Annotated in this window: 18 protein-coding genes, 1 tRNA gene and 1 pseudogene; 12 read left to right on the forward strand and 8 right to left on the reverse strand. The window is 67.4% G+C overall.

Annotation, left to right across the window (positions count from 1 at the left end):
* Positions 1–93: 93 nt before the first annotated feature.
* Positions 94–2,166, reverse strand: a complete 2,073-nt coding sequence (glgX, locus tag E0W80_RS00995) for a glycogen debranching protein GlgX (protein WP_131490963.1) — start codon at positions 2,164–2,166, stop codon at positions 94–96.
* Positions 2,167–2,267: 101 nt separating this feature from the next.
* Here glgX and E0W80_RS01000 point away from each other — a divergent pair, with 101 nt between their 5' ends.
* The 6 genes and pseudogenes from E0W80_RS01000 to E0W80_RS01025 form a co-directional block, all read left to right on the forward strand.
* Positions 2,268–3,443 carry a cysteine desulfurase family protein gene (locus E0W80_RS01000; RefSeq protein ID WP_131490964.1) on the forward strand — a complete coding sequence of 392 codons (1,176 nt, stop codon included), beginning with the start codon at positions 2,268–2,270 and terminating at the stop codon, positions 3,441–3,443.
* 9 nt (positions 3,444–3,452) lie between these two features.
* Entirely contained in the window at positions 3,453–4,550 is a 1,098-nt protein-coding gene (gene mnmA / locus E0W80_RS01005) for a tRNA 2-thiouridine(34) synthase MnmA (protein WP_131490965.1), read from the forward strand.
* Positions 4,551–4,588: 38 nt separating this feature from the next.
* On the forward strand, positions 4,589–6,922 hold the full coding sequence (gene ligA, locus E0W80_RS01010; RefSeq protein WP_131490966.1) for an NAD-dependent DNA ligase LigA: 2,334 nt from the start codon (positions 4,589–4,591) through the stop codon (positions 6,920–6,922).
* On the forward strand, positions 6,919–7,386 hold the full coding sequence (locus tag E0W80_RS01015; RefSeq protein WP_131490967.1) for a hypothetical protein: 468 nt from the start codon (positions 6,919–6,921) through the stop codon (positions 7,384–7,386). Before ligA ends, E0W80_RS01015 begins: the two co-directional genes overlap by 4 nt.
* A 176-nt stretch (positions 7,387–7,562) precedes the next feature.
* Positions 7,563–8,513, forward strand: a complete 951-nt coding sequence (locus tag E0W80_RS19335; protein WP_131490968.1) for a nitroreductase/quinone reductase family protein — start codon at positions 7,563–7,565, stop codon at positions 8,511–8,513.
* Positions 8,514–8,584: 71 nt separating this feature from the next.
* Positions 8,585–9,097: pseudogene (locus E0W80_RS01025) on the forward strand (leucine zipper domain-containing protein); the annotation flags it as partial.
* An 8-nt stretch (positions 9,098–9,105) separates the two neighbouring features.
* On the opposite strand, the gene E0W80_RS01030 reads toward E0W80_RS01025, so the two are convergent.
* Positions 9,106–10,911: a DEAD/DEAH box helicase gene (locus tag E0W80_RS01030; protein WP_047523337.1), complete on the reverse strand. Its 1,806-nt coding sequence runs from the start codon at positions 10,909–10,911 to the stop codon at positions 9,106–9,108.
* 65 nt (positions 10,912–10,976) lie between these two features.
* Positions 10,977–12,677 (reverse strand): long-chain-fatty-acid--CoA ligase, encoded by a 1,701-nt coding sequence (locus E0W80_RS01035; RefSeq protein WP_131490969.1) that lies wholly within the window; start codon positions 12,675–12,677, stop codon positions 10,977–10,979.
* Between the two features lie 68 nt (positions 12,678–12,745).
* Between E0W80_RS01035 and gatC the strand changes: the two genes are divergently transcribed.
* From gatC to E0W80_RS01065, 6 genes are read left to right on the forward strand one after another with little or no spacing between them, the layout of a single operon-like run.
* Positions 12,746–13,045: an Asp-tRNA(Asn)/Glu-tRNA(Gln) amidotransferase subunit GatC gene (gene gatC / locus E0W80_RS01040; protein ID WP_131490970.1), complete on the forward strand. Its 300-nt coding sequence runs from the start codon at positions 12,746–12,748 to the stop codon at positions 13,043–13,045.
* Entirely contained in the window at positions 13,042–14,559 is a 1,518-nt protein-coding gene (gene gatA, locus E0W80_RS01045; protein ID WP_047523334.1) for an Asp-tRNA(Asn)/Glu-tRNA(Gln) amidotransferase subunit GatA, read from the forward strand. The genes gatC and gatA overlap by 4 nt, the downstream gene beginning before the upstream one ends.
* Positions 14,559–16,073, forward strand: a complete 1,515-nt coding sequence (gene gatB, locus E0W80_RS01050) for an Asp-tRNA(Asn)/Glu-tRNA(Gln) amidotransferase subunit GatB (protein WP_131490971.1) — start codon at positions 14,559–14,561, stop codon at positions 16,071–16,073. The genes gatA and gatB overlap by 1 nt, the downstream gene beginning before the upstream one ends.
* Positions 16,074–16,120: 47 nt before the next feature.
* Positions 16,121–17,377, forward strand: coding sequence for a DNA polymerase IV (gene dinB / locus E0W80_RS01055; RefSeq protein ID WP_131490972.1), 1,257 nt, complete (start codon positions 16,121–16,123; stop codon positions 17,375–17,377).
* Between the two features lie 37 nt (positions 17,378–17,414).
* A complete protein-coding gene (locus tag E0W80_RS01060; RefSeq protein ID WP_047523330.1) occupies positions 17,415–17,732 on the forward strand; it encodes a hypothetical protein in 318 nt (105 codons plus the stop codon).
* A complete protein-coding gene (locus tag E0W80_RS01065; protein WP_131490973.1) occupies positions 17,716–18,297 on the forward strand; it encodes a hypothetical protein in 582 nt (193 codons plus the stop codon). The genes E0W80_RS01060 and E0W80_RS01065 overlap by 17 nt, the downstream gene beginning before the upstream one ends.
* A gap of 3 nt (positions 18,298–18,300) precedes the next feature.
* Here E0W80_RS01065 and E0W80_RS01070 read toward each other — a convergent pair whose 3' ends face one another.
* From E0W80_RS01070 to E0W80_RS01090, 5 genes are all read right to left on the reverse strand, one after another.
* A complete protein-coding gene (locus E0W80_RS01070; RefSeq protein ID WP_131490974.1) occupies positions 18,301–18,804 on the reverse strand; it encodes a DUF2017 family protein in 504 nt (167 codons plus the stop codon).
* Positions 18,801–19,097, reverse strand: a complete 297-nt coding sequence (gene clpS / locus E0W80_RS01075) for an ATP-dependent Clp protease adapter ClpS (RefSeq protein WP_194239217.1) — start codon at positions 19,095–19,097, stop codon at positions 18,801–18,803. Before clpS ends, E0W80_RS01070 begins: the two co-directional genes overlap by 4 nt.
* Positions 19,094–19,441: a metallopeptidase family protein gene (locus tag E0W80_RS01080; RefSeq protein ID WP_047523326.1), complete on the reverse strand. Its 348-nt coding sequence runs from the start codon at positions 19,439–19,441 to the stop codon at positions 19,094–19,096. Before E0W80_RS01080 ends, clpS begins: the two co-directional genes overlap by 4 nt.
* Before the next feature lie 38 nt (positions 19,442–19,479).
* Positions 19,480–20,115 carry a LysE family transporter gene (locus E0W80_RS01085; RefSeq protein ID WP_131490976.1) on the reverse strand — a complete coding sequence of 212 codons (636 nt, stop codon included), beginning with the start codon at positions 20,113–20,115 and terminating at the stop codon, positions 19,480–19,482.
* A gap of 93 nt (positions 20,116–20,208) precedes the next feature.
* Positions 20,209–20,281: transfer RNA gene (locus tag E0W80_RS01090), tRNA-His, on the reverse strand.
* Positions 20,282–20,307: the final 26 nt, after the last annotated feature.

Raw genomic sequence — 20,307 nt, forward strand, 5'->3', positions numbered from 1 at the left:
AGGACCGAGTACCAGCACGTGCAGCCACATCCCGAATCTACCGCGCGGACGTGATCGCGGGTAGCGCGCCGTGGGGTGCGTCGGAGCCGGGTGTCATTCGACCCGGAACAACCTCATCGACGTGCCCGATACGGGTAGGACGTCTCCGGGGGCGAAGACCTCCTCGTCGTCGGAGGGACGCTCCTGCGCACTCGACCACAACGAGACGAAGCGCGTCGCGTCCTCGATCTCCTCCGGGAGACGCACGTCGATCGGTGACTCGGTTCCGTGCACGATGAGCAGGATGCGGTTGTACGCCTCGGCGTCAGGAGTGGATGCCGCGACGTACTGCAGGGTGCGATTGCCGGGATCCGCCCATTGGCTCTGCTCCATCGTCTCGCCGTTCTGGTCGTACCAGTCCATGACGGAGGCGTTCGGGATGTGTTCACCCAGTCGGGCATAGCGACTGGGACGGAGCGCGGGGTTCTCCCGCCGCAGCCGGGTCAGGCGGGAGACATGCGCGCGCAGATCCTCCTGCCACGGTTCGAACTCCCACCCGAGCCACGTGAGGGCGGAGTCCTGCGCGTAGGCGTTGTTGTTGCCGCGCTGTGTGCGTCCGACCTCGTCGCCGGCCGTGAGCATCGGCACGCCCGCGGACAGCAGGAGCGTGCCGAGGAGGTTGCGCATGGCCTTGCGCCGTGCGGCCAGGATCGTCGGGTCGTCCGTCGGGCCTTCGATCCCGTGGTTGAACGCGCGGTTCATGTCGGCGCCGTCGCGGTTGTGCTCCCCGTTGGCCTCGTTGTGCTTCACGTCGTAGGAGACGAGGTCGTGCAGGGTGAAACCGTCGTGCGCGGTGATGAAGTTCACGCTGGCGAGGGGACCGCGCTCCTCGCTGAACGTGTTCGAGGAGCCGGCGAGCCGCGTCGCGAACCCGCCGATCCCCACCGGTGCTGAGGCGCGACGCGCGTAGTCGATGTCGCTCAGCCAGAAGTTGCGCACGCGGTCGCGGTAGCGGTCGTTCCATTCCTGCCAGCCGGTCGGGAAGTTGCCCGTCTGCCAGCCGCCGAGTCCGACGTCCCACGGCTCGGCGATGAGTTTGGTGTCCGCCAGGATCGGGTCGTTCGCGATGGCTGCGAGGAGCGGATGATCGGGCGTGTAGGTGTGCGTGCTGTCCCGCGCGATCGCGGTCGCGAGGTCGAAGCGGAAGCCGTCGATCTGCATCTCCTGCGCCCAGTATCGAAGGGAATCGAGAACGAGCCTCGCACCGGCGTCGGTGGCCGTGTTCAGAGTGTTCCCGCACCCTGTGGTGTCGATGTAGACCCCGGACTCGTCCTGTCGGTAGTAGGAGGCGTTGTCGATGCCGCGCAGGCTCGAGCGGGGGCCGCCGATGCCCTCCTCCGACGTGTGGTTGTACACGACGTCGAGGATCACCTCGAGACCGGCTTCATGCAGCAGCCTGACCATGCCCTGGAACTCGGCGAGCACGGCCTCGGGGCCCTCCTTGCGGGCCTCCTCGGTGGCGTAGGCCGTGTGCGGGGTGAAGAAGTTCAGGGTGTTGTAGCCCCAGTAATTGGTGAGGCCGCGCTCGAGCAGGCGGGGCTCTGGCACGAAGGCATGCACGGGCAGCAACTCGATCGACGTGATCCCGAGCGAGTGGAAGTACTCGATCATCGCGGGGTGCGCGAGACCGGCGTAGGTGCCGTGCAGAGCAGGAGGAACGTCGGGGTGGCGCTTGGTGAGCCCTTTGAGGTGGCCCTCGTAGATGACCGTGCGATCCAGGGGCACCCGGGGCTTCTGCGAGTCGCCCCAGTCGAAGCCGTCGACGATCACGACCGAGCGCCACTCCTCGTAGCCGTCGCCCTGAGCGAGGCCGCGGGCGTAGGGGTCGAGGAGGAGGGTCTCCGGGTTGAAGGTGTTCCCGGGCCCGTGCGGCCCTCCGACCCGGATGGCGTACCGCACGCCGGGCTGCAACAGCTCCGTCGTGATCTCCCAGACACCGCCGGGGCGGCGCTCGAGTTCCAGCTCATCCGTCGCCCAGTCGAGGTCGGTGGCGTCGAACACCACGAGCTCGACGGAGGAGGCGTTCTGCGACCAGACGCGCAGCGTGCCGACGCCGTCATGGAGACGGACACCGAGGTGGTCGAGAGTGGAGCCGCCGGGCACGGCGAGGGCAGGGGACACGGGCATGAGTACACACTAGAGGCGATGTGTCGCCGTCTCATCTCCGGGCGTACCGGGTTCCACGCCCACACGCCCCGACCGAGGCCGATTCGCGAGAGAATCGAGGGATGCGGCACTATCTCGATCATGCGGCGACCACGCCTCTGCGCCCGGAGGCGCGCGCCGCGTGGCTGGATGCCTCCGAGACCGTGGGCAACGCGTCGTCGACACATGGGGCAGGACAGGACGCCCGGCGTCTGCTCGAGGAGTCGCGCGAGCGTGTCGCCGCGGTGTTGGGCGCCGATCCCATCGAGATCGTGTTCACTTCGGGTGGTACCGAATCGATCAATCTGGCACTGCAGGGGATGTGGCGATCCCGCCCGACCGGGACAGCGGCGGTCGTGATGCCGGAGGCGGAGCACCACGCCACGATGGACACCGTCTCCGCTCTCCTCGACGACGGCGCCGAGTTGCGTCGGGTGCCGGTCACCGCCCACGCGCGGATAGACCCCGAGGTCTTCGCCGCACGCCTTCCCGGTGCCGCCCTCGCGACGGCCCTCGTCGCGAACAACGAAGCGGGCACGATCAACCCGGCCGCGATGCTGGCCCGCTATGCGGCGATCGCCCGCGTGCCGCTGCACCTCGACGCCGTGGCCGCGCTCGGCCATGTTCCGGTGTCGTTCCGCTCGATGCGTGGCGACGTCGCCGACGGTGTCGGACTCGTGGCGATGAGCCTGGCCGGCCACAAGATCGGCGCGCCCGTGGGAGTCGGAGTCCTCGTCGCTGCGCGCACCGCACGGATCACGGCACTGTTGCGCGGTGGTGCCCAGCAACGCGGGCTCCGGGCCGGGACGCAAGACGTCCCCGGAGCTGCGGCGTTCGCCACCGCGGTCGAACTCGCCGAGACCGAGCGCGAACAGGAGGCAGCACGATTGGCCGGTCTCCGCGACCGCCTCATCACGGGAATCCGCTCCGCTGTGCCCTCCGCCGTGCTCCTCGGCGACCCGATCGAGCGTCTGCCCGGCAACGCGCACGTGCTCTTCCCCGGTGCCGTGGGGGAGAGCCTGCTGTTCCTTCTCGACGTGGCCGGGGTCGCCGCATCCACAGGATCCGCGTGTCAGGCAGGGGTGGCCGAGCCCTCACACGTCGTGATGGCGATGGGGCGGAGCGAGCGGGAGGCGCGCAGTGTGCTGCGGTTCTCCCTGGGGCGCACGTCGACGGCCGCGGATGTCGATGCGGTACTCGCCGTCATCGCCGATGCCTATGCCCGCGCATCCGGCGCCGGCACAGGCACACGCTCGTAGACTGTTCTCATGCGGATACTTGCGGCGATGAGCGGTGGAGTCGATTCCGCCGTTGCAGCCGCCAGGGCTGTGGAGGCGGGACACGACGTCGTCGGTGTGCATCTGGCTCTCTCCCGCGCCGGGGGCACGCTGCGAACCGGTAGCCGTGGATGCTGCACGATCGAAGACGCTCTCGATGCACGCCGGGCCGCCGACGTGCTCGGCATCCCCTTCTACGTCTGGGACTTCTCGGAGCGCTTCCGCGACGACGTGATCGAGGACTTCATCGCGGAGTATCAGGCGGGCCGCACGCCCAACCCCTGCATGCGTTGCAACGAGAAGATCAAGTTCGCCGCGCTTCTGGAAAGAGCCATCGAGCTCGGGTTCGACGCCGTGTGCACGGGCCACTACGCCACACTCATCGACGGCGAGCAGGGGCTGGAGCTGCACCGTGCCTCGGACAACGCCAAGGATCAGTCGTATGTGCTGGGCGTCTTGACCTCCGAGCAACTCGCTCACACATACTTCCCGCTCGGCACGACGCCGTCGAAGGCGATCGTGCGCGCGGAGGCGGAGTCGCGTGGGCTGAGCGTCGCGCAGAAGCCTGACAGCCATGACATCTGCTTCATCCCCGACGGCGACACCCGCGGCTGGCTGGCGGAGAAGGTCGGCACCGCCACGGGCGAGATCGTCGATCGCAGTGGTGAGGTCGTCGGATCGCACGAGGGCGCCCACGCATTCACGGTAGGACAGCGTCGCGGACTCAAGCTCGGCATCCCCGCCCCGGACGGCAAGCCTCGGTTCGTCCTCGAGGTCCGACCGGTGTCGAACACGGTCGTCGTCGGTCCGAAGGAAGCGTTGGCGATCGCGGAGATCGCGGGGGAGCGCTTCAGCTGGGCGGGCGCCGCACCCACCGAATCCGCGTTCGAATGCCACGTCCAGATCCGCGCTCACGCGGAACCGGTCCCTGCGCGGGCCACGGTTTCGGACACCGGCGTCCGCGTCGTCCCGGACGTTCCGCTCGACGGGGTGGCGCCGGGGCAGACGGCGGTGCTGTATGTCGGCACCCGCGTTCTCGGACAGTTCACGATCGACACCACGGTCTCGGCCGTTCCGGTCGGCGCGTAGACGTTTCCGGTGTCGGTGCCCACTCATAGACTGTCGAGGTGCCGGAGAACATCTCGCTGGAAGACGCCCGAACCGAAGCCGAGGAGCTGACCACCCGCATTCTCGATGCGAAAGAGGCCTACTACGGCCGAGACACCTCGCTCGTCGACGATTTCACGTATGACGGGTGGATGCACCGGCTCGAAGAACTCGAGAGGCTTCATCCCGAGCTTCAGGGGCAGGACTCGCCCACGCAGATGGTCGGCGCCGCCGAGGCCACAGGCCTCGCGACCATCGAGCACGCCGAGCGCATGCTCAGCCTCGACAACGTGTTCTCCGTCGACGAGCTGAGGGACTGGGCGGCGAAGACCGAAGCCGCGGCCGGCCGTCGCGTCGCATGGCTCACCGAACTGAAGATCGATGGCCTCGCGATCAACCTCCGGTACGAGAACGGAGTCCTGACCTCCGCGGCGACGCGTGGTGATGGACGAGTGGGGGAGGTCGTCACCGAGAACGCCCTGCGTCTCCCGGAGATCCCGTATCGTCTGAGCGGCGAGGGACACCCCGAGATCGTCGAGGTGCGCGGTGAGGTGTTCATCCCGGTCGCGGCCTTCGAACGCCTCAATGCCGCGCAGGCGAGCTACCGCGATCGCGCCTACGCCGATGCTCTCGCGAAGTGGGAAGCGCGGAGCGGGGTCAAGAAGCCCTTCGACGAAGAGAAGGCGCGCACCGCCGCCGCGCGACGCTTCCCGTCCTTCGCGAATCCACGGAACGCGGCCAGTGGAGGGCTCCGTCAGCAGATCGACAAGAAGAACGGGCTCGAGCTCGAAGCGGGACTTCTACGCATCGAGTCCCTGTCGCTCTACGTGCACGGTATCGGCGCGTGGACGAATCCTCCCGTCGCAGCGCAGAGCGAGGTGTACGAAGTGCTCGCCGGATGGGGCCTGCCGACGAGCCCGCACACGAAGGTCTGCGGCACGATCGACGACGTCGTCGCGTTCGTCGAGTACTTCGGCGAGCATCGGCATGACATTGAGCATGAGCTCGACGGCATCGTGGTCAAGGTCGACGAGCTCGAGCTGCACGCTGAACTCGGAGCCACGAGTCGTGCGCCGAGGTGGGCGATCGCCTACAAGTACCCGCCGGAAGAGGTGCAGACCACGCTGCTCGACATCGTGGTCTCGGTCGGCCGTACGGGTCGTGCGACTCCCTTCGCCGTCATGGCGCCGGCGCACGTCGCCGGTTCCGTGGTGCGTCAGGCCACGCTGCACAACAAGGACGTGGTCAAGGCCAAGGGCGTGCTGATCGGTGACACCGTCGTGCTGCGCAAAGCCGGTGATGTCATCCCCGAGGTTCTCGGACCCGTGGTCGAGAGACGAGACGGCACGGAGCGCGAGTTCGTGATGCCCGTCGAATGCCCCGAGTGCGGCACACCTCTTCGGGCGATGAAGGAGGGCGACATCGACCTGAGGTGCCCGAACGCCCGTTCCTGCCCCGCACAGGTCCGCGGTCGCGTCGAGCACATCGGCTCACGCGGGGCACTCGATGTCGAAGCACTCGGTGAGGTCACCGCAGCCGCGTTGACGCAGCCGACCTCGCCGGCGATCCCGCCTCTCGAGACGGAGGCGGGCCTGTTCGCCCTCACCCTCGAACAACTCGTGCCGATCGAACTCTTCGTGCGCGATGCCGAGACCGGGCTTCCGAAGGAGGATGACGACGGGGTCGTCAAGACGCGTGCGCCCTTCCGCAGGAATCCGACCCCGACCGAGAGGAAGTCCGGTCTCGAGGGGCCGCAGCCCGCCTCGCAGGCGTTGACACTCCTCGCTGAGCTCGAGAAGGCGAAGACGAAGGACTTGTGGCGTCTGCTCGTGTCGCTGAACATCCGCCACGTCGGGCCGGTCGCGGCGCGCGCACTCGCCCAGTGGTTCGGTTCTCTCGACGCGATCCGCGCTGCGACGCGGGACGAACTTGCCGCCGTGGAGGGGGTCGGGGGGATCATCGCGGATTCGGTCCTCGACTGGTTCGAGATCGACTGGCACCAGGAGATCGTGCAGCAGTGGGCGGACGCCGGTGTGCAGTGGTCGACGCCCGGTCACCCCGGTCCGGGTGGTGCGGTTCCCGCCGGCGGCGTCCTCGAAGGCCTGACCATCGTCGCCACCGGCTCGCTCGACGGATACACCCGGGAGGGCGCTCAGGAGGCCATCATCAAGGCGGGGGGCAAGGCGGCATCCAGCGTCTCGAAGAAGACGGACTTCGTCGCTGCCGGGCCGGGTGCCGGGTCGAAGCTGGCGAAGGCCGAAGAGCTCGGACTCCGGATTCTCGACGCAGCCCAGTTCCACGTGCTGGTGACGGAAGGGCCGGAGGCGCTTCCTCCCGCAAGCGAGGGTTCGTGAAGCGGTACGGTCCGCTGATCGTCGTCCCGGATGCGCTGGCCGTCGGCGATCCCGGCCGCCATCATCTTCGGCTGACGCCGGAGGCGGTGATGATCCGGGCGGGTGTCGAGAGCCGAAGCATCCTGCCGTGGGCGAGCGTCGAACGGGTCGTGCTCGACGTGCCGACCACCAGGTTTCGTCTGCCGGGTCTGGTCGGCACGCTAGTGCTCGGTGCCGTGACCGCGGCGATGCTGAGCGACCCCGGAGTCGAACCTGAGGACGGTACCGCGACCCTCACGGTCGATGGTGAGAACACCACCGTGCTGTTGAGTCGCCATCATGTCGGCGGATACTGGGCTCCGAGCGTCGCGGGGGCGCACCGCCTGATCGCCCATCTCATCGCGCACCCCGAACAGCGTGCACTGCTCGAGCATCCGGAACGGTTGATCGACGTGGCGGCGCAGCTTGCGCGCGGAACGGGTTAGCTGTGATGTCCAGGGAGGCTGTTCCCTTGAGTCGATCCGTCCCTCGCGACCTTGGTGACATCGTCAGATGGTGTTAGCTTGATGCCAACGTCGCGTGTCGTTGGCAGTCCGTGTCAGGCATGGAGGCGTGGGATATGAAGGAGGACGACAGATGATGTCGACCCCTTCGCCCTCTCGTGACTGAGGGCGAGAACACCGGGCCAGGAGCCCGGAACGGCGAAACCGACAGCACTGCTGTCAACGCGTTCAATCGCGGTGTCATCGACGAGTTCCGTGCGAACGCCGGCCGCGTCGGCGGCAAGTTCGAGGGGTTCACCCTCGCTCTGCTCACCACGACCGGCGCGCGCACGGGCATCCGCCGCACGACACCGTTGGCGTACTTCGAGCTGAACGGGATGCGCGCCGTCGTCGCATCGGCGATGGGCGGGCCACGGCACCCCGCATGGCTTGCGAACGTCCGCGCGCGTCCCCAGGTGAGCGTCAAAGTCGGAGCGGAGTCATTCGACGCACTCGCGTCGATTCCGTCAGGCATAGAGCGCGACCGGCTGTTCGCGCAGGTCGTCGAGCAGGATCCGGAATTCGGTGACTATCAGGCGAGCACGTCGCGGGTGATTCCCGTGGTGATACTGCAGCGACTCAGCTCGCCGTCCGTCCCGCCATTCGAGGGGGAGCGCGCGCGCTTGGTCGCCTGGGCAGCCGAACTGCGGCAGGTGCATGACCGGCTCCGTCAGGCGCTGCGGGTCGCGCAGGACTCCGCCGCACAGGGACGATCTCCCGAGGTCGCGGGGCGTGAGCTGCTGTTGTTCTGCCATGGGTTCTGCACGGCACTGACCGGACATCACGAGGGCGAGGATCGCGAGCTGTTCCCCGCGATCGCGGCCGCGCACCCGGAACTGCGGGACACGTTGCGGTATCTGCAGCAGGATCACTCGATGATCGCTCACCTTGTGAGCGGGTTGCAGTCGTCGGTGGACGCATCGGCAACACCGGTCGAGCTCGCCCGGCACCTGGAAGGGATCGCCGCGATCATGGAGAGCCACTTCCGTTACGAGGAACGGCAACTCCTCGAGGTGCTCGAGACCCTCGCACTCGATGCCGACCCCAAACGCGTGCTCGGCCCGCTCTGAACCCTGTCTCTGCGCGGGTTGGACGTGATTCTGCATCGCCGACCGCGCGCTGTCTCTTGGAGTTGTTCCTCATGTCCCACGTCAACGCTGTTCTTACGCCACGCACTCGGCTTCGACTCGCACGCATGATCGTCGACGGCAAGCATCCCGTCAGCCACGTCGCGAAGCTGTTCACGGTGTCGCCGGTCACCGCCCGCAAATGGGCAGACCGGTATCGCGCCGAGGGCGCGACGGGGATGAAGGATCGGTCGAGCCGCGTGAATCGCCTCTCCCGTATCGACCGGGTGACGGGCGAACCCTTGCGACGTTAAGAGCATGACCGTCCGGGGTCGCTGATCCACGTTGATGTCACGAAGTTCGGCAACATCCCCGACGGCGGCGGATGGCGCTTCGTCGGCAAACAGCAAGGCGACTGGAACCGTCAGGCCACCGCCCGCCGAACGGGGCAGCGCAACAGTCGGTCAGAACCCCGCCTCGGCACCGCGTTCGTCCATACCGTCCTCGATGACCACTCTCGCGTCGCCTATGCCGAGATCCATTCCGACGAGAAAGCCGTCACCGCGATCAGCGTCCTCGAACGGGCGACGACGCGTCAGCTCTTGTGACGGGGCTTGCGGTACGGCTTCTCGTCGCGGTTGTCGCGTGCCGGACGGTCGTCGCGGTCGCGTCGTTCGAACTTGCCACCGTCGCGCGGAGCAGTGCGCCGAGCGCCCCCGGGGCCACGATCGGGCTTGATCTCGATCAGGCGACCGGAGATACGCGTGTCGCGGAGCTTCTCCAGGACGGCGGGGTCGAGATTGGAAGGCAGCTCGACGATCGAGAAGTCGGGGCGGATGTTGATGGCTCCGAAATCATCTCGACCCAGCCCGCCTTCGTTCGCGAGGGCGCCGACGATCTGGCGGGGTTCGACACGGTGGCGGCGTCCGACCTCGATGCGGTACGCCGCATAGTCGCCGCGGCTACGGCGTTCGGTGCGCGGCTCACGCGAGTCGCGGGCGCTGCGCTCCCGAGGCGGACGGTTGTCGGCCTCGACCGCCTTCGAGAGAGGATCGTTCGCGGGGTCCAGGAGCAGTGGCTTGTCGCCCTGAGCGACGACGGCCAGGGCGGCGGCCACGTCTCCCTCCGGCACATCGTGGTGGCGGACGTAGTGGGCGACGATGTCGCGGAACGCCTCGATCCGTCCGGTCTCCGAGAGCGCGGTGGTGATCGCGTCGTCGAAGCGGTTCAGACGCGTGGTGTTCACGTCCTCCGTGCTCGGCAGCTGCATCTGGGTCGGCTGCTGACGGGTCGCCTTCTCGATGTGCTTGAGCAGGTAGCGCTCACGCGGTGTGATGAAGCTGATGGCGTCGCCTGAGCGTCCCGCCCGACCCGTGCGACCGATGCGGTGCACGTACGACTCGGTGTCGGTGGGGATGTCGAAGTTCACGACGTGGCTGATGCGCTCGACGTCGAGCCCGCGCGCAGCCACGTCGGTGGCGACGAGGATGTCGAGCTTGCCATCCTTGAGCTGGTTCACGCTGCGCTCACGCTGCACCTGGGGGACATCGCCGTTGATCGCTGCCGCGGAGTAGCCGCGGGCGCGGAGCTTCTCGGCGAGCGTCTCGGTCTCGTTCTTGGTGCGGACGAAGACGATCATCCCGTCGAAGTTCTCGACTTCGAGGATCCGGGTGAGAGCGTCGACCTTCTGCGCATAAGACACCACGAGGTAACGCTGGGTGATGTTGGTGCCGGTGGCGGTCTTGGACTTGATGCTGATCTCTTCCGGCTCACGCAGATACTTCTGCGCGAGGCGGCGGATCTGCGGGGGCATCGTCGCCGAGAACAGGGCGACCTGCTTCTCTTCGGGAGTCTGCGCGAGGATCTGCTCCACGTCTTCGGCGAAGCCCATCTTCAGCATCTCGTCGGCTTCGTCGAGCACGAGGTACTGGAGCTGGGACAGGTCGAGAGTGCCCTTCGCGAGGTGGTCCATGATTCGGCCGGGCGTGCCGACGATGACGTGGACGCCGCGACGCAGCGCCGACAGCTGAACGCCGTAGCCCTGTCCGCCGTAGACGGGGAGGACGTGGACGCCCTTCATCTTGGAGGCGTAGGACTCGAAGGCCTCGCAGACCTGGAGCGCGAGTTCGCGGGTGGGCGCGAGCACGAGTGCTTGCGGGGTCTTCTGCGAGACGTCGAGGCGCTCGAGGACGGGAAGAGCGAAGGCCGCGGTCTTTCCGGTTCCGGTCTGCGCCATCCCGACGACATCGCGTCCGGCCAGGAGCGTGGGAATGGTGGCCGCCTGGATGGGCGACGGGGTCTCGTAGCCGAGATCCTTGATGGCTTTGAGGACGGGCCCGGTGATGCCGAGCTCCTCGAATCCGGGGGTCGCGGGGGAGTCCTCGGGGGCGTCGGTCAGCACTGCATCTTCAGGGGTCACTTCCCAAGGGTAGCGCGCCGCGATGCTCGGCGCCTGTGAGGGCGGCCTCAGACGCCGGTGGTCAGTGAGATCAGCCGCTCCTTCACCTGGCGTCGGAGCACCTTTCCGATCAGGGACTTGGGCAGTTCGTCGACCACGAAGACGCGACGGGGCACCTTGTACGGGGTCAAGATGCTGCGCGCGAAGTCACGGATCTCTTCGACATCGATATCGGTTCCGGGGTCCACGACGATCGCAGCGACGACCTCTTCGCCCGAATGCTCGCTGGGCAGACCGACGACCGCTGCATCGGCGACCTTCGGGTGCTGGCGCAGGACGTTCTCGACCTCGGTGGGAGCGACGTTGAAGCCACCCGTGATGATGAGCTCCTTGATCCGATCGACGATCCGTACGAAGCCGGCGTCGTCGATCGTGACGATGTCGCCCGTGCGGTACCAGCCGTCGACGAAGACGGCTTCGGTCTCCTCGGGCTTGCCGTAGTAGCCCGCGAAGACCTGCGGCCCGCGCACGACGAGTTCGCCGGCCGCCCCGGCTTCGACGTCGTGGCGGGGGTTCTCCGGGTCGACGACGCGACACTCCGTCCCCGGAAGGGGGAGCCCGACGGTGCCGGGCACACGGTTGTCGGCGACCGGGTTCGCCATGAGGACGGGCGAGCACTCGCTGAGCCCGTAGCCCTCGACGAGGTAGCCGTGGGTCGCCTCTTCGAAGGGGACCACCAGCTCATGCGGCAGTGCCATCGCGCCGGAGATCGCGACCTCTATGCCGTCGAGCGACACGTCCTTCGCCTTTGCCGCAGCGAGAAGACGGTCGGCGATCGGCGGCACGAGCGGCAGGAAGGTCGCGGGGTGCTTCTTGACGACGTCGAGGACGAGGTCGGGATCGAACTTCGGGAAGAGAACGAGTCGTGCACCCATCGACATCGCGAACGTGAGACACAGGGTGAGGCCGTAGGCGTGGAACATCGGCAGCACGGCGTAGACGACGCAGCCGTTCCCGCGTTCGATCGACGGTACCCAGGCTTGCGCCTGGGCGGCGTTCGCGAGCAGGTTGCGATGGGTGAGGGCTGCGCCCTTCGGCGTTCCGGTGGTTCCGGACGTGTACTGGATGATCGCGAGGTCGTCAGTTCCCGGTCTCGGATGCGATTCCGGGATCGGAGCCGCCGCGAGCAACGTCTCCCAGGCGACCGCCCCGCGGACCTTCTCGGTCAACGCTGCACGGGATTCGCGCGCCTTCGCCACGGGAAGTCGCAGAGCGACGCGGGTGAGGAATGGCATGGCCCTCGTCACATCGACGGCGATGAGGTTCGTCACGGCAAGATCCGCGGGGAACTCCTGCACGGTGGAGACGACCTTGTTCCACACGATCGCGTGCTTCGCACCGTGGTCCTCGAACTGCTTGCGCAACTCTCGTGGCGTGTAGAGGGGGTTGTGTTCGACGACCACCGCGCCGAGACGGAGGACGGCGTAGAACGCGATGATGTGCTGCGGGCAGTTGGGCAGCACGATCGCGACCGGGTCGCCGGCGCGGACGCCCAGGTCGCGCAGTCCCGTCGCGGCGCGGTCGATCGCGGTCTGCAGCTGCGCATATGTCGTCTCCCGCCCGAAGAACTGGAGGGCGGGCGCGTCCGGGTAGTCGCGGGCCGACGCGGTGACGATGTCCACGAGAGATCCGTCGACGGGAGGCAGGTCTTCCGGGACGCCTGCGGCGTAGCTGGCGATCCACGGGCGAGGGGGCTGGAACGTGCTCACCCGCCCAGCATATGTCGAGTCGCTCGTCGGGACGGAGGACCGGGGAACGCGCCAACTAGACTGAAGGGGTGTCTGAAATCACCCCTGATCTTGTACGCCATCTCGGCGTGCTCGCGCGCATCCAGCTGAACGACGACGAGGTGACGCGGCTCACGGGCCAGCTCGACGCCATCGTCGACAACATCGCCAAGGTGTCGGAGGTCGCCACCGCTGACATCGTCGCGACGAGCCACCCGATCCCGCTGAGCAACGTGTTCCGTCCCGACGTCGTCGGACAGACGCTCACGCACGAGCAGGTACTGCAGAATGCGCCGGACGCTGCCGGCGGCCGTTTCCGCGTCACCGCGATCCTGGGAGAAGAGCAGTGAGCGACATCATCGGACTGAACGCGGCCGATCTCGCCGCGAAGCTGGTCGCGGGCGAGGTGTCGAGCGTCGAAGCGACGCAGGCCCATCTCGATCGCATCACCGCGGTCGACGGCGACGTCCACGCGTTCCTGCATGTCAACGAGGGTGCCCTCGAGGCCGCGGCGGCGATCGATGCCCGTCGTGCCGCGGGTGAGACTCTCGGCCCGCTGGCCGGTGTGCCGCTGGCCATCAAGGATGTCCTGGTCACGACCGATCAGCCCACCACCAGTGGTTCGCGCATCCTCGAGGGATACCGCTCGCCGTACGACGCGACCGTCGTCGCCCGTTCGCGGGCGGCGGGACTGGTGCCGCTGGGCAAGACCAACATGGACGAGTTCGCGATGGGATCGTCCACCGAGCACTCGGCATACGGCCCCACTCGCAATCCGTGGGACCTCGACCGCATCCCGGGCGGCTCGGGCGGCGGCTCGGCCGCGGCGGTGGCGGCTTTCGAAGCACCGCTGGCCCTGGGCTCGGACACCGGTGGCTCGATCCGGCAGCCCGCGCACGTCACCGGCACCGTGGGCGTCAAGCCGACCTACGGCGGCGTGAGCCGCTACGGCGCGATCGCTCTCGCATCCAGCCTCGACCAGGTCGGTCCGGTCTCGAGAACGGTCCTCGACTCGGGGCTGCTGCACGATGTGATCGCCGGGCACGACCCGAAGGATTCCACCTCCCTGCGTGACGAATGGCCGTCGTTCGCCGAGGCGGCGCGCGAAGGCGCGCGAGGGGACGTCCTCAAGGGACTCAAGGTCGGCGTCATCCGTGAACTGCCCGACAGTGGATTCCAGCCCGGTGTGGCAGCGTCGTTCCGCAGCGCACTCGCGATGATGGAGGCTCAGGGAGCGGAGATCGTCGAGATCGGTGCTCCGCACTTCGAGTACGGCGTGGCCGCTTATTACCTCATCCTGCCGGCGGAGGCATCGAGCAACCTGGCGAAGTTCGACTCCGTGCGCTTCGGCCTGCGCGTGACTCCCGACGGCACGCCCACGGTCGAGGATGTGATGTCCGCGACGCGCGATGCCGGTTTCGGCGACGAGGTGAAGCGCCGCATCATCCTCGGCACGTACGCGCTCTCCGCCGGATACTACGACGCCTACTACGGGAGTGCGCAGAAGGTCCGCACGCTCATCCAGCAGGACTTCGCGAACGCCTTTGCGGAGGTGGACGTGATCGCGACGCCCTCGGCTCCGACCACGGCGTTCAAGATCGGCGAGAAGGTCGACGATCCGCTGCAGATGTACCTCAACGACATCACCACGATTCCGGTCAACCTCGCCGGCGTCCCCGGCATCTCGATCCCGAGCGGTCTCGCCGACGAGGACGGGCTGCCCGTCGGCATCCAGTTCATCGCTCCTGCGCGTGAGGACGCGCGCCTGTATCGCGTCGGCGCCGCGTTGGAGACGTTGCTCGTCGATTCGTGGGGCGCTCCGTTGCTCACCCGCGCACCCCAGCTCGCAGGAGGGACCCGCTGATGGCCGCCGCCAAGCTCATGGACTTCGACAAGGCGCTCGAACTGTTCGAGCCGGTCCTCGGTTTCGAGGTGCACGTCGAACTCAACACGAACACGAAGATGTTCTCCGACGCGCCCAACCCGGCCAACGAGGCCTACCACGCTGCGGAACCGAACACTCTCATCGCTCCCGTGGATCTCGGTCTCCCCGGCTCGCTGCCGGTCGTGAACGAGACGGCGATCCGTTCCTCGATCAGCCTGGGGCTCGCCCTCGGCTGCTCGATCGCGGAGTCGAGCCGGTTCGCCCGCAAGAACTACTTCTACCCGGATCTCGGCAAGAACTACCAGATCTCGCAGTACGACGAGCCGATCGCCTATGACGGGTCGGTCGAGGTCGAGCTCGAGGACGGCACGCTCATCACGATCCCGATCGAGCGCGCGCACATGGAGGAGGACGCCGGCAAGCTCACTCACATGGGTGGGGCGACCGGACGCATCCAGGGGGCCGAGTACTCGCTTGTCGACTACAACCGGGCGGGTGTCCCGCTGGTCGAGATCGTGACGAACATCATCTACGGCACCGAGCACCGTGCACCGGAGGTCGCCAAGGCCTACGTGCAGGCGATCCGCGACATCGTGCGTGGTCTCGGCATCTCCGAAGCGCGACTGGAGCGGGGCAACCTGCGTTGCGACGCGAACGTCTCGCTGCGTCGACGTGGCACCGACGAGCTCGGCACCCGCACCGAGACGAAGAACGTCAACTCGATGCGCTCCGTGGAACGGGCCGTGCGGTACGAGATCCAGCGCCAGGCGCAGATCCTCGCCGACGGCGGCACGATCACCCAGGAGACGCGTCACTGGCACGAGGACACCGGGACCACCTCTCCGGGGCGCCCGAAGTCGGACGCCGATGATTACCGGTACTTCCCGGAGCCTGACCTGCTGCCCGTGGAACCGGCCGCCGAGCTGATCGAGGAGCTGCGTGCGGCTCTTCCCGAGCAGCCGGTGGCTCGCCGCCGTCGTCTGATGACGGAATGGGGATTCACCGATCTGGAGTTCCAGGACGTCCGCAACGGCGGCCTGCTCGAGGTCGTCGAGGCGACGATCACCGCGGGGGCGACACCCGCCACTGCACGCAAGTGGTGGACCGGTGAGATCACTCGCATCGCCAACACCCAGGACCAGGACGCCACCGCGCTGATCAGCCCGGAGAACGTCGCTGCTCTGCAGCGGCTCGTCGATGCGGGAACGCTTACCGACAAGCTCGCCCGCCAGGTACTCGAAGGCGTCATCGCCGGTGAGGGCACTCCGCAGGAGGTCGTGGACGCTCGCGGGCTCGCGGTGGTGTCTGACGACGGCGCGCTGATCGCGGCGATCGACGAGGCTCTGGCGGCACAGCCCGACGTGATGGCGAAGATCAAGGACGGCAAGGTGCAGGCGGCCGGAGCGGTGATCGGAGCGGTCATGAAGGCGATGAAGGGCCAGGCGGATGCCGCGCGCGTCCGTGAGCTCATCCTCGAGCGCGCGGCGCAGTAGCGCGCGCCCCCGGGCCTCATGTCAGAGGCTCGGGGGAGAATCCTCGCATGGGACACGGTGACGGCAGAGGGCGGATCGTCTCCGACTCGGGCGCGGAGGACACCGGCACGCGTATCCTGCACGTCGACATGGACGCGTTCTATGCGGCCGTCGAGGTGCTGGATGACCCCACGCTCCGGGGTCTGCCGCTGATCATCGGTGCACCGGATGGCCGTTCCGTCGTCTCGAGCGCCTCGTACGAGGCCCGTCGATACGGCGTGCGCGCCGCGATGCCGGTGTCGCAGGCGCTGCGTCTATGTCCGTCCGCGCGCATCGTCCCGCCGCACTTCGCTCGGTACCAGGAGGTATCCCGGCAGGTCATGGCGATCTTCGAGTCGTTCACGCCGCTCGTCGAGCCGCTTTCCGTGGACGAGGCCTTCCTCGATGTGCAGGGCGTGCGGCGTCTGTGGGGGAGCCCGGCGCGCATCGCCGAGCTGATTCGAGAACGTGTGCGCGACGAGGTCGGCATCACGTGCAGCGTGGGCGTCGCGGCGACCAAGCATGTCGCCAAGATGGCTTCGACGATCGCCAAGCCCGACGGGATGCTCATCGTCGCGGGCGACGACACGCTCGACTTCCTCGCGCCTCGGCCCGTACGTGCGATGTGGGGAGTGGGACCGAAAGCTGCGGAGGCGCTCGAAGCACGCGGTATCCGCACGGTGCAGGACGTCCGCGACGCGCCGACGGAGATGATCGATCGTGCCGTCGGAGCCGCGCTCGGGGCCCGCCTCAGACAACTCGCCCGCGGAGAAGACCCTCGAGCCGTCGATACGGAGCGAGTGGAGAAGAGCATCGGTCATGAGGAGACCTTCGACACGGACATCCTGGACCGGCCGTTCCTCCGTGCCGAACTGCTGCGTCTGGCCGACCGGGTCGCGGTCCGGCTTCGACGCGCCGGCTGGGAGGCGTCGACCGTCGCGATCAAGATCCGATTCGACGACTTCCGCACCGTGAACAGATCCCATACTCTGACGGAGCCCACGGCAGTCGGACAGCGGATCGGCGAGGCGGCACAGACGCTCTTCGAGCAGATCGACCGACGCGACCCCGTCCGTCTCGTGGGGGTTCGGGCAGAGAATCTGCGACCTGCCGGTGGCGCGGGAATGGCACTCTGGGACGACGACGAGGACTGGCGCAAGGTCGAAGGCGCGGTCGATGAAGCCATGGCTCGTTTCGGCTCGACGACGATCAGCCGCGCGCGGCACATCGGACGCGGTGAAGGGCGAGGCGCGGCCCAACATCCCAAGGCGCACGGCGTGGATTGATCCCACACGCTCGGCGTTCCTCGACTACCGTGGGCTTATGCCGAACATTGCACTGGAACTCGGAAAGCAAGCTGCGTCCTTCGGCGTGAAGAGCGCGTATGGAGAGCCGCAGGACGTGGATGGGGTGAGCATCACGCCGGTCGCGTTCACCTATTCGGGATTCGGCGGGGGGAGTGGGGACGGCGCCGAAGGCGGTGGAGGCGGAGGCGTTTCCGTTCCGGTCGGTGTCTACGTGCGGCGTGAAGAGGGCCTGCGCTTCGAGCCCAACATCGTCACTCTGCTCGTCGTGGCCGTGCCGTTCGTCTGGGTCGCCGGACGAGCGTTCGCACGTATCATCCGTGCCCTCAAGAAGTGACGACCCGGTCGCGGCAGCACTCGAGCATGCGGCGACCCTGATCGCGCAGGACATCCGATCACTGGCTGCGGCCAACCCGGTCGTCCTCATCGACGGCGGCAGCGGTGCCGGCAAGTCTTCCCTCGCTGCGCGGCTCGTGCGGCGCTGGCCTGTGCTCGGCCACGTGCAGCTCGTCGCGCTCGACTCGATCTACCCGGGCTGGGACGGGCTCGATCAGGGCGCGGAACGCGCTCTCGAGTGGATTCTGCGCCCGCACGGGCGGGGGTACTTGGGGACCTGGCGGCGCTGGGATTGGGAAGCGGAGACCGAGGCCGAGAGCCACGCCGTCGACCCTGCTCTCGGCGTGATCGTCGAGGGCAGCGGGATCCTGCGGCCGTCGACCGCAGGCCTCGCCGACGTCCGGATCTGGGTTGAATCGACGGAAGAATCCCGGAAGAGGCGCGCGCTCGCCCGTGATGGTGACACCTATCGCCCACATTGGGACCGATGGGCGGCCCAGGAGCGACGCCACATCGACCGAGACGACCCACGCGCGCTCGCGACGCGTATCGTCGAGATCCCCTAGCGGTCAGTCGATCGGAAGTCCTTCCGCTTCATCCGCAGCGTGGATCAGCAGATCCAGGCGATAACCCAGCCAGTCGTAGATGCCGTGGCGATCGTCCCCGCCGGGGTCCTCGTCGGAGGTGATGCCCAATCGGGTGGCGATGACGAGACGGATGGCAGTGAGCGTGCGCAGCCAGGCGTCGACGCTCTCGATGGACACGAACACCTCTCGCGTCGTGAGAGCCGTGTCCTCCGTGAGCGCGTCGGAGTCCGGGGGCAGTGTGCCGAGAGCCGACCGTACGATGCGGGCGTCGGCGAGGCGACGGTCGAGAAGATCGTCTCTCGTCGCGACGCTGAACTCCGCCGCCGCGTCCGAGTCCTCCGGATACGGGGTCGGAGTCAGCCGATCGACGGCGGGGTCAGCGATGTCCCGGGAATCGGTGACGAGTTCCACGAAGTCGTCCACCAGTCGCGCGAGGTGGAACGCCTCGATCAACGTCATCTCCTGAAGGATGCGCTCAGCGGTCACGATGCCGCCTTCCGTACTGTCGCCCAGAGCCCGAAGTCGTGCATCGCCTGGGCATGGACCTCCATCGTCTCTCTGGGGCCGGTCGCGACCACCGCATGGCCTTCGTGGTGGACGGCGAGCATGAGTGCGGTGGCATGGTCGACCGAGTAGCCGAAGTACGTCCGGAACACGCGCACCACGTAGCTCATGAGATTCACCGGGTCGTTCCAGACGACGACCTGCCACGGCTCGAGGGGGGCGGCCCGAAGATCGGTGGTCTCGTCGAGCTCGGGAAGCGCAGCCGGTGTCGTCATGCCCATCCCATCTCATGCAGCTGCTCGTCGTCGATGCCGTAGAAGTGGGCGATCTCGTGCACCAGTGTGGTGTGGATCTCATCGCGGAGTTCGTCTTCGGAATCGCACTGTGCCAGGTGCGGGTCACGGTAGACTACGATGCGGTCGGGGAGCTCGCCCATGCCGTACTGGGTGCGCTCGGTGAGGGCCAGACCGTCGTAGAGACCGAGAAGATCGAGGCTGCCGTCCTCCGGGCGATCTTCGACAACGAACACGATGTTCTCCAGCCCCTCGACCATGTCATCGGGGAGCCGGTCGAGCTCGTCGATCACGAGCTCTTCGAAGGCGTCGGCGTTCATTTCCATCGCATCCAGCCTAGAGGCGGTAGCCGCCCGGCGCCCGCTCAGTGCACGACGACGAGGACACCGGCGACGGCGATGAACAGCGTTCCGAAGACCACGTTGAGTACACGTTGTCCACGCGCGGACGCCGTCAGACGTCGGAAGGGCCGTGCGGCAGCAGCGAAGAACCCCCACATGACGATCACGTCGACCACGACCACGGTGGCGATCAAGGTGAGGTACTGGGGGAGTGGCGGTTCATCGAGCCGCACGAACTGGGGGATGAACGCTAGGAAGAAGACGATCGCCTTCGGATTCAAGAGGTTCACCCAGAACCCCCGTCGGATCATCGACCAGTGGCTCTCACGGAGGTCGATCGGGGCCGGGGCGTCGACATCGACGTTGACCGCAGCGGGCCGGACGAGCAGGAGCCGTACCCCGAGAAAGACGAGGTAGGCGGCTCCGGCATAGCGGATGGCGTTGAAAATGAGTTCCGAGCGTGAGACGAGGAGACCGACGCCGGCAGCGACGATCGCCACGTGGACGACCAGAGCGATCTGCTGGCCGATGATGCCCCAGATCGAGCGCCGCCACCCTTGGCTCATGGCGTTGGACATGGTGTTGATGGCGCCCGCACCGGGCGTGAGGCTGATCACGACGGACGCGGTCAGCAACGAGAACCAGACCGCGAGTGACACGAGGTCAGTCTAGAGCTTCGGGGTGACGTGCCCGGCTTGTTCACGAGGGGACGAAGAAGGCCCGGATCATTCGACCCGGGCCTTCTTCCTGAGGGTGAGTAACGGGACTCGAACCCGCGACATCCGGCACCACAAGCCAGCGCTCTACCAGCTGAGCTATACCCACCATGCGCCCACCGGAGCGGGCAACCA

Source organism: Microbacterium sp. PI-1 (assembly GCF_004337555.1).
Taxonomy (GTDB): domain Bacteria; phylum Actinomycetota; class Actinomycetes; order Actinomycetales; family Microbacteriaceae; genus Microbacterium; species Microbacterium aurugineum.

Excerpts from the sequence above, each read along its gene's own strand:
- mnmA (WP_131490965.1), top strand. The coding sequence starts at position 3,453 with ATGCGGATACTTGCGGCGATGAGCGGTGGAGTCGATTCCGCCGTTGCA.
- clpS (WP_194239217.1), bottom strand. The coding sequence starts at position 19,097 with ATGACGACACCGGCTGCGCTTCCCGAGCTCGACGAGACCACCGATCTT.
- E0W80_RS01000 (WP_131490964.1), top strand. The coding sequence starts at position 2,268 with ATGCGGCACTATCTCGATCATGCGGCGACCACGCCTCTGCGCCCGGAG.
- gatB (WP_131490971.1), top strand. The coding sequence starts at position 14,559 with ATGGCCGCCGCCAAGCTCATGGACTTCGACAAGGCGCTCGAACTGTTC.
- dinB (WP_131490972.1), top strand. The coding sequence starts at position 16,121 with ATGGGACACGGTGACGGCAGAGGGCGGATCGTCTCCGACTCGGGCGCG.
- E0W80_RS01060 (WP_047523330.1), top strand. The coding sequence starts at position 17,415 with ATGCCGAACATTGCACTGGAACTCGGAAAGCAAGCTGCGTCCTTCGGC.
- glgX (WP_131490963.1), bottom strand. The coding sequence starts at position 2,166 with ATGCCCGTGTCCCCTGCCCTCGCCGTGCCCGGCGGCTCCACTCTCGAC.
- E0W80_RS01080 (WP_047523326.1), bottom strand. The coding sequence starts at position 19,441 with ATGGAAATGAACGCCGACGCCTTCGAAGAGCTCGTGATCGACGAGCTC.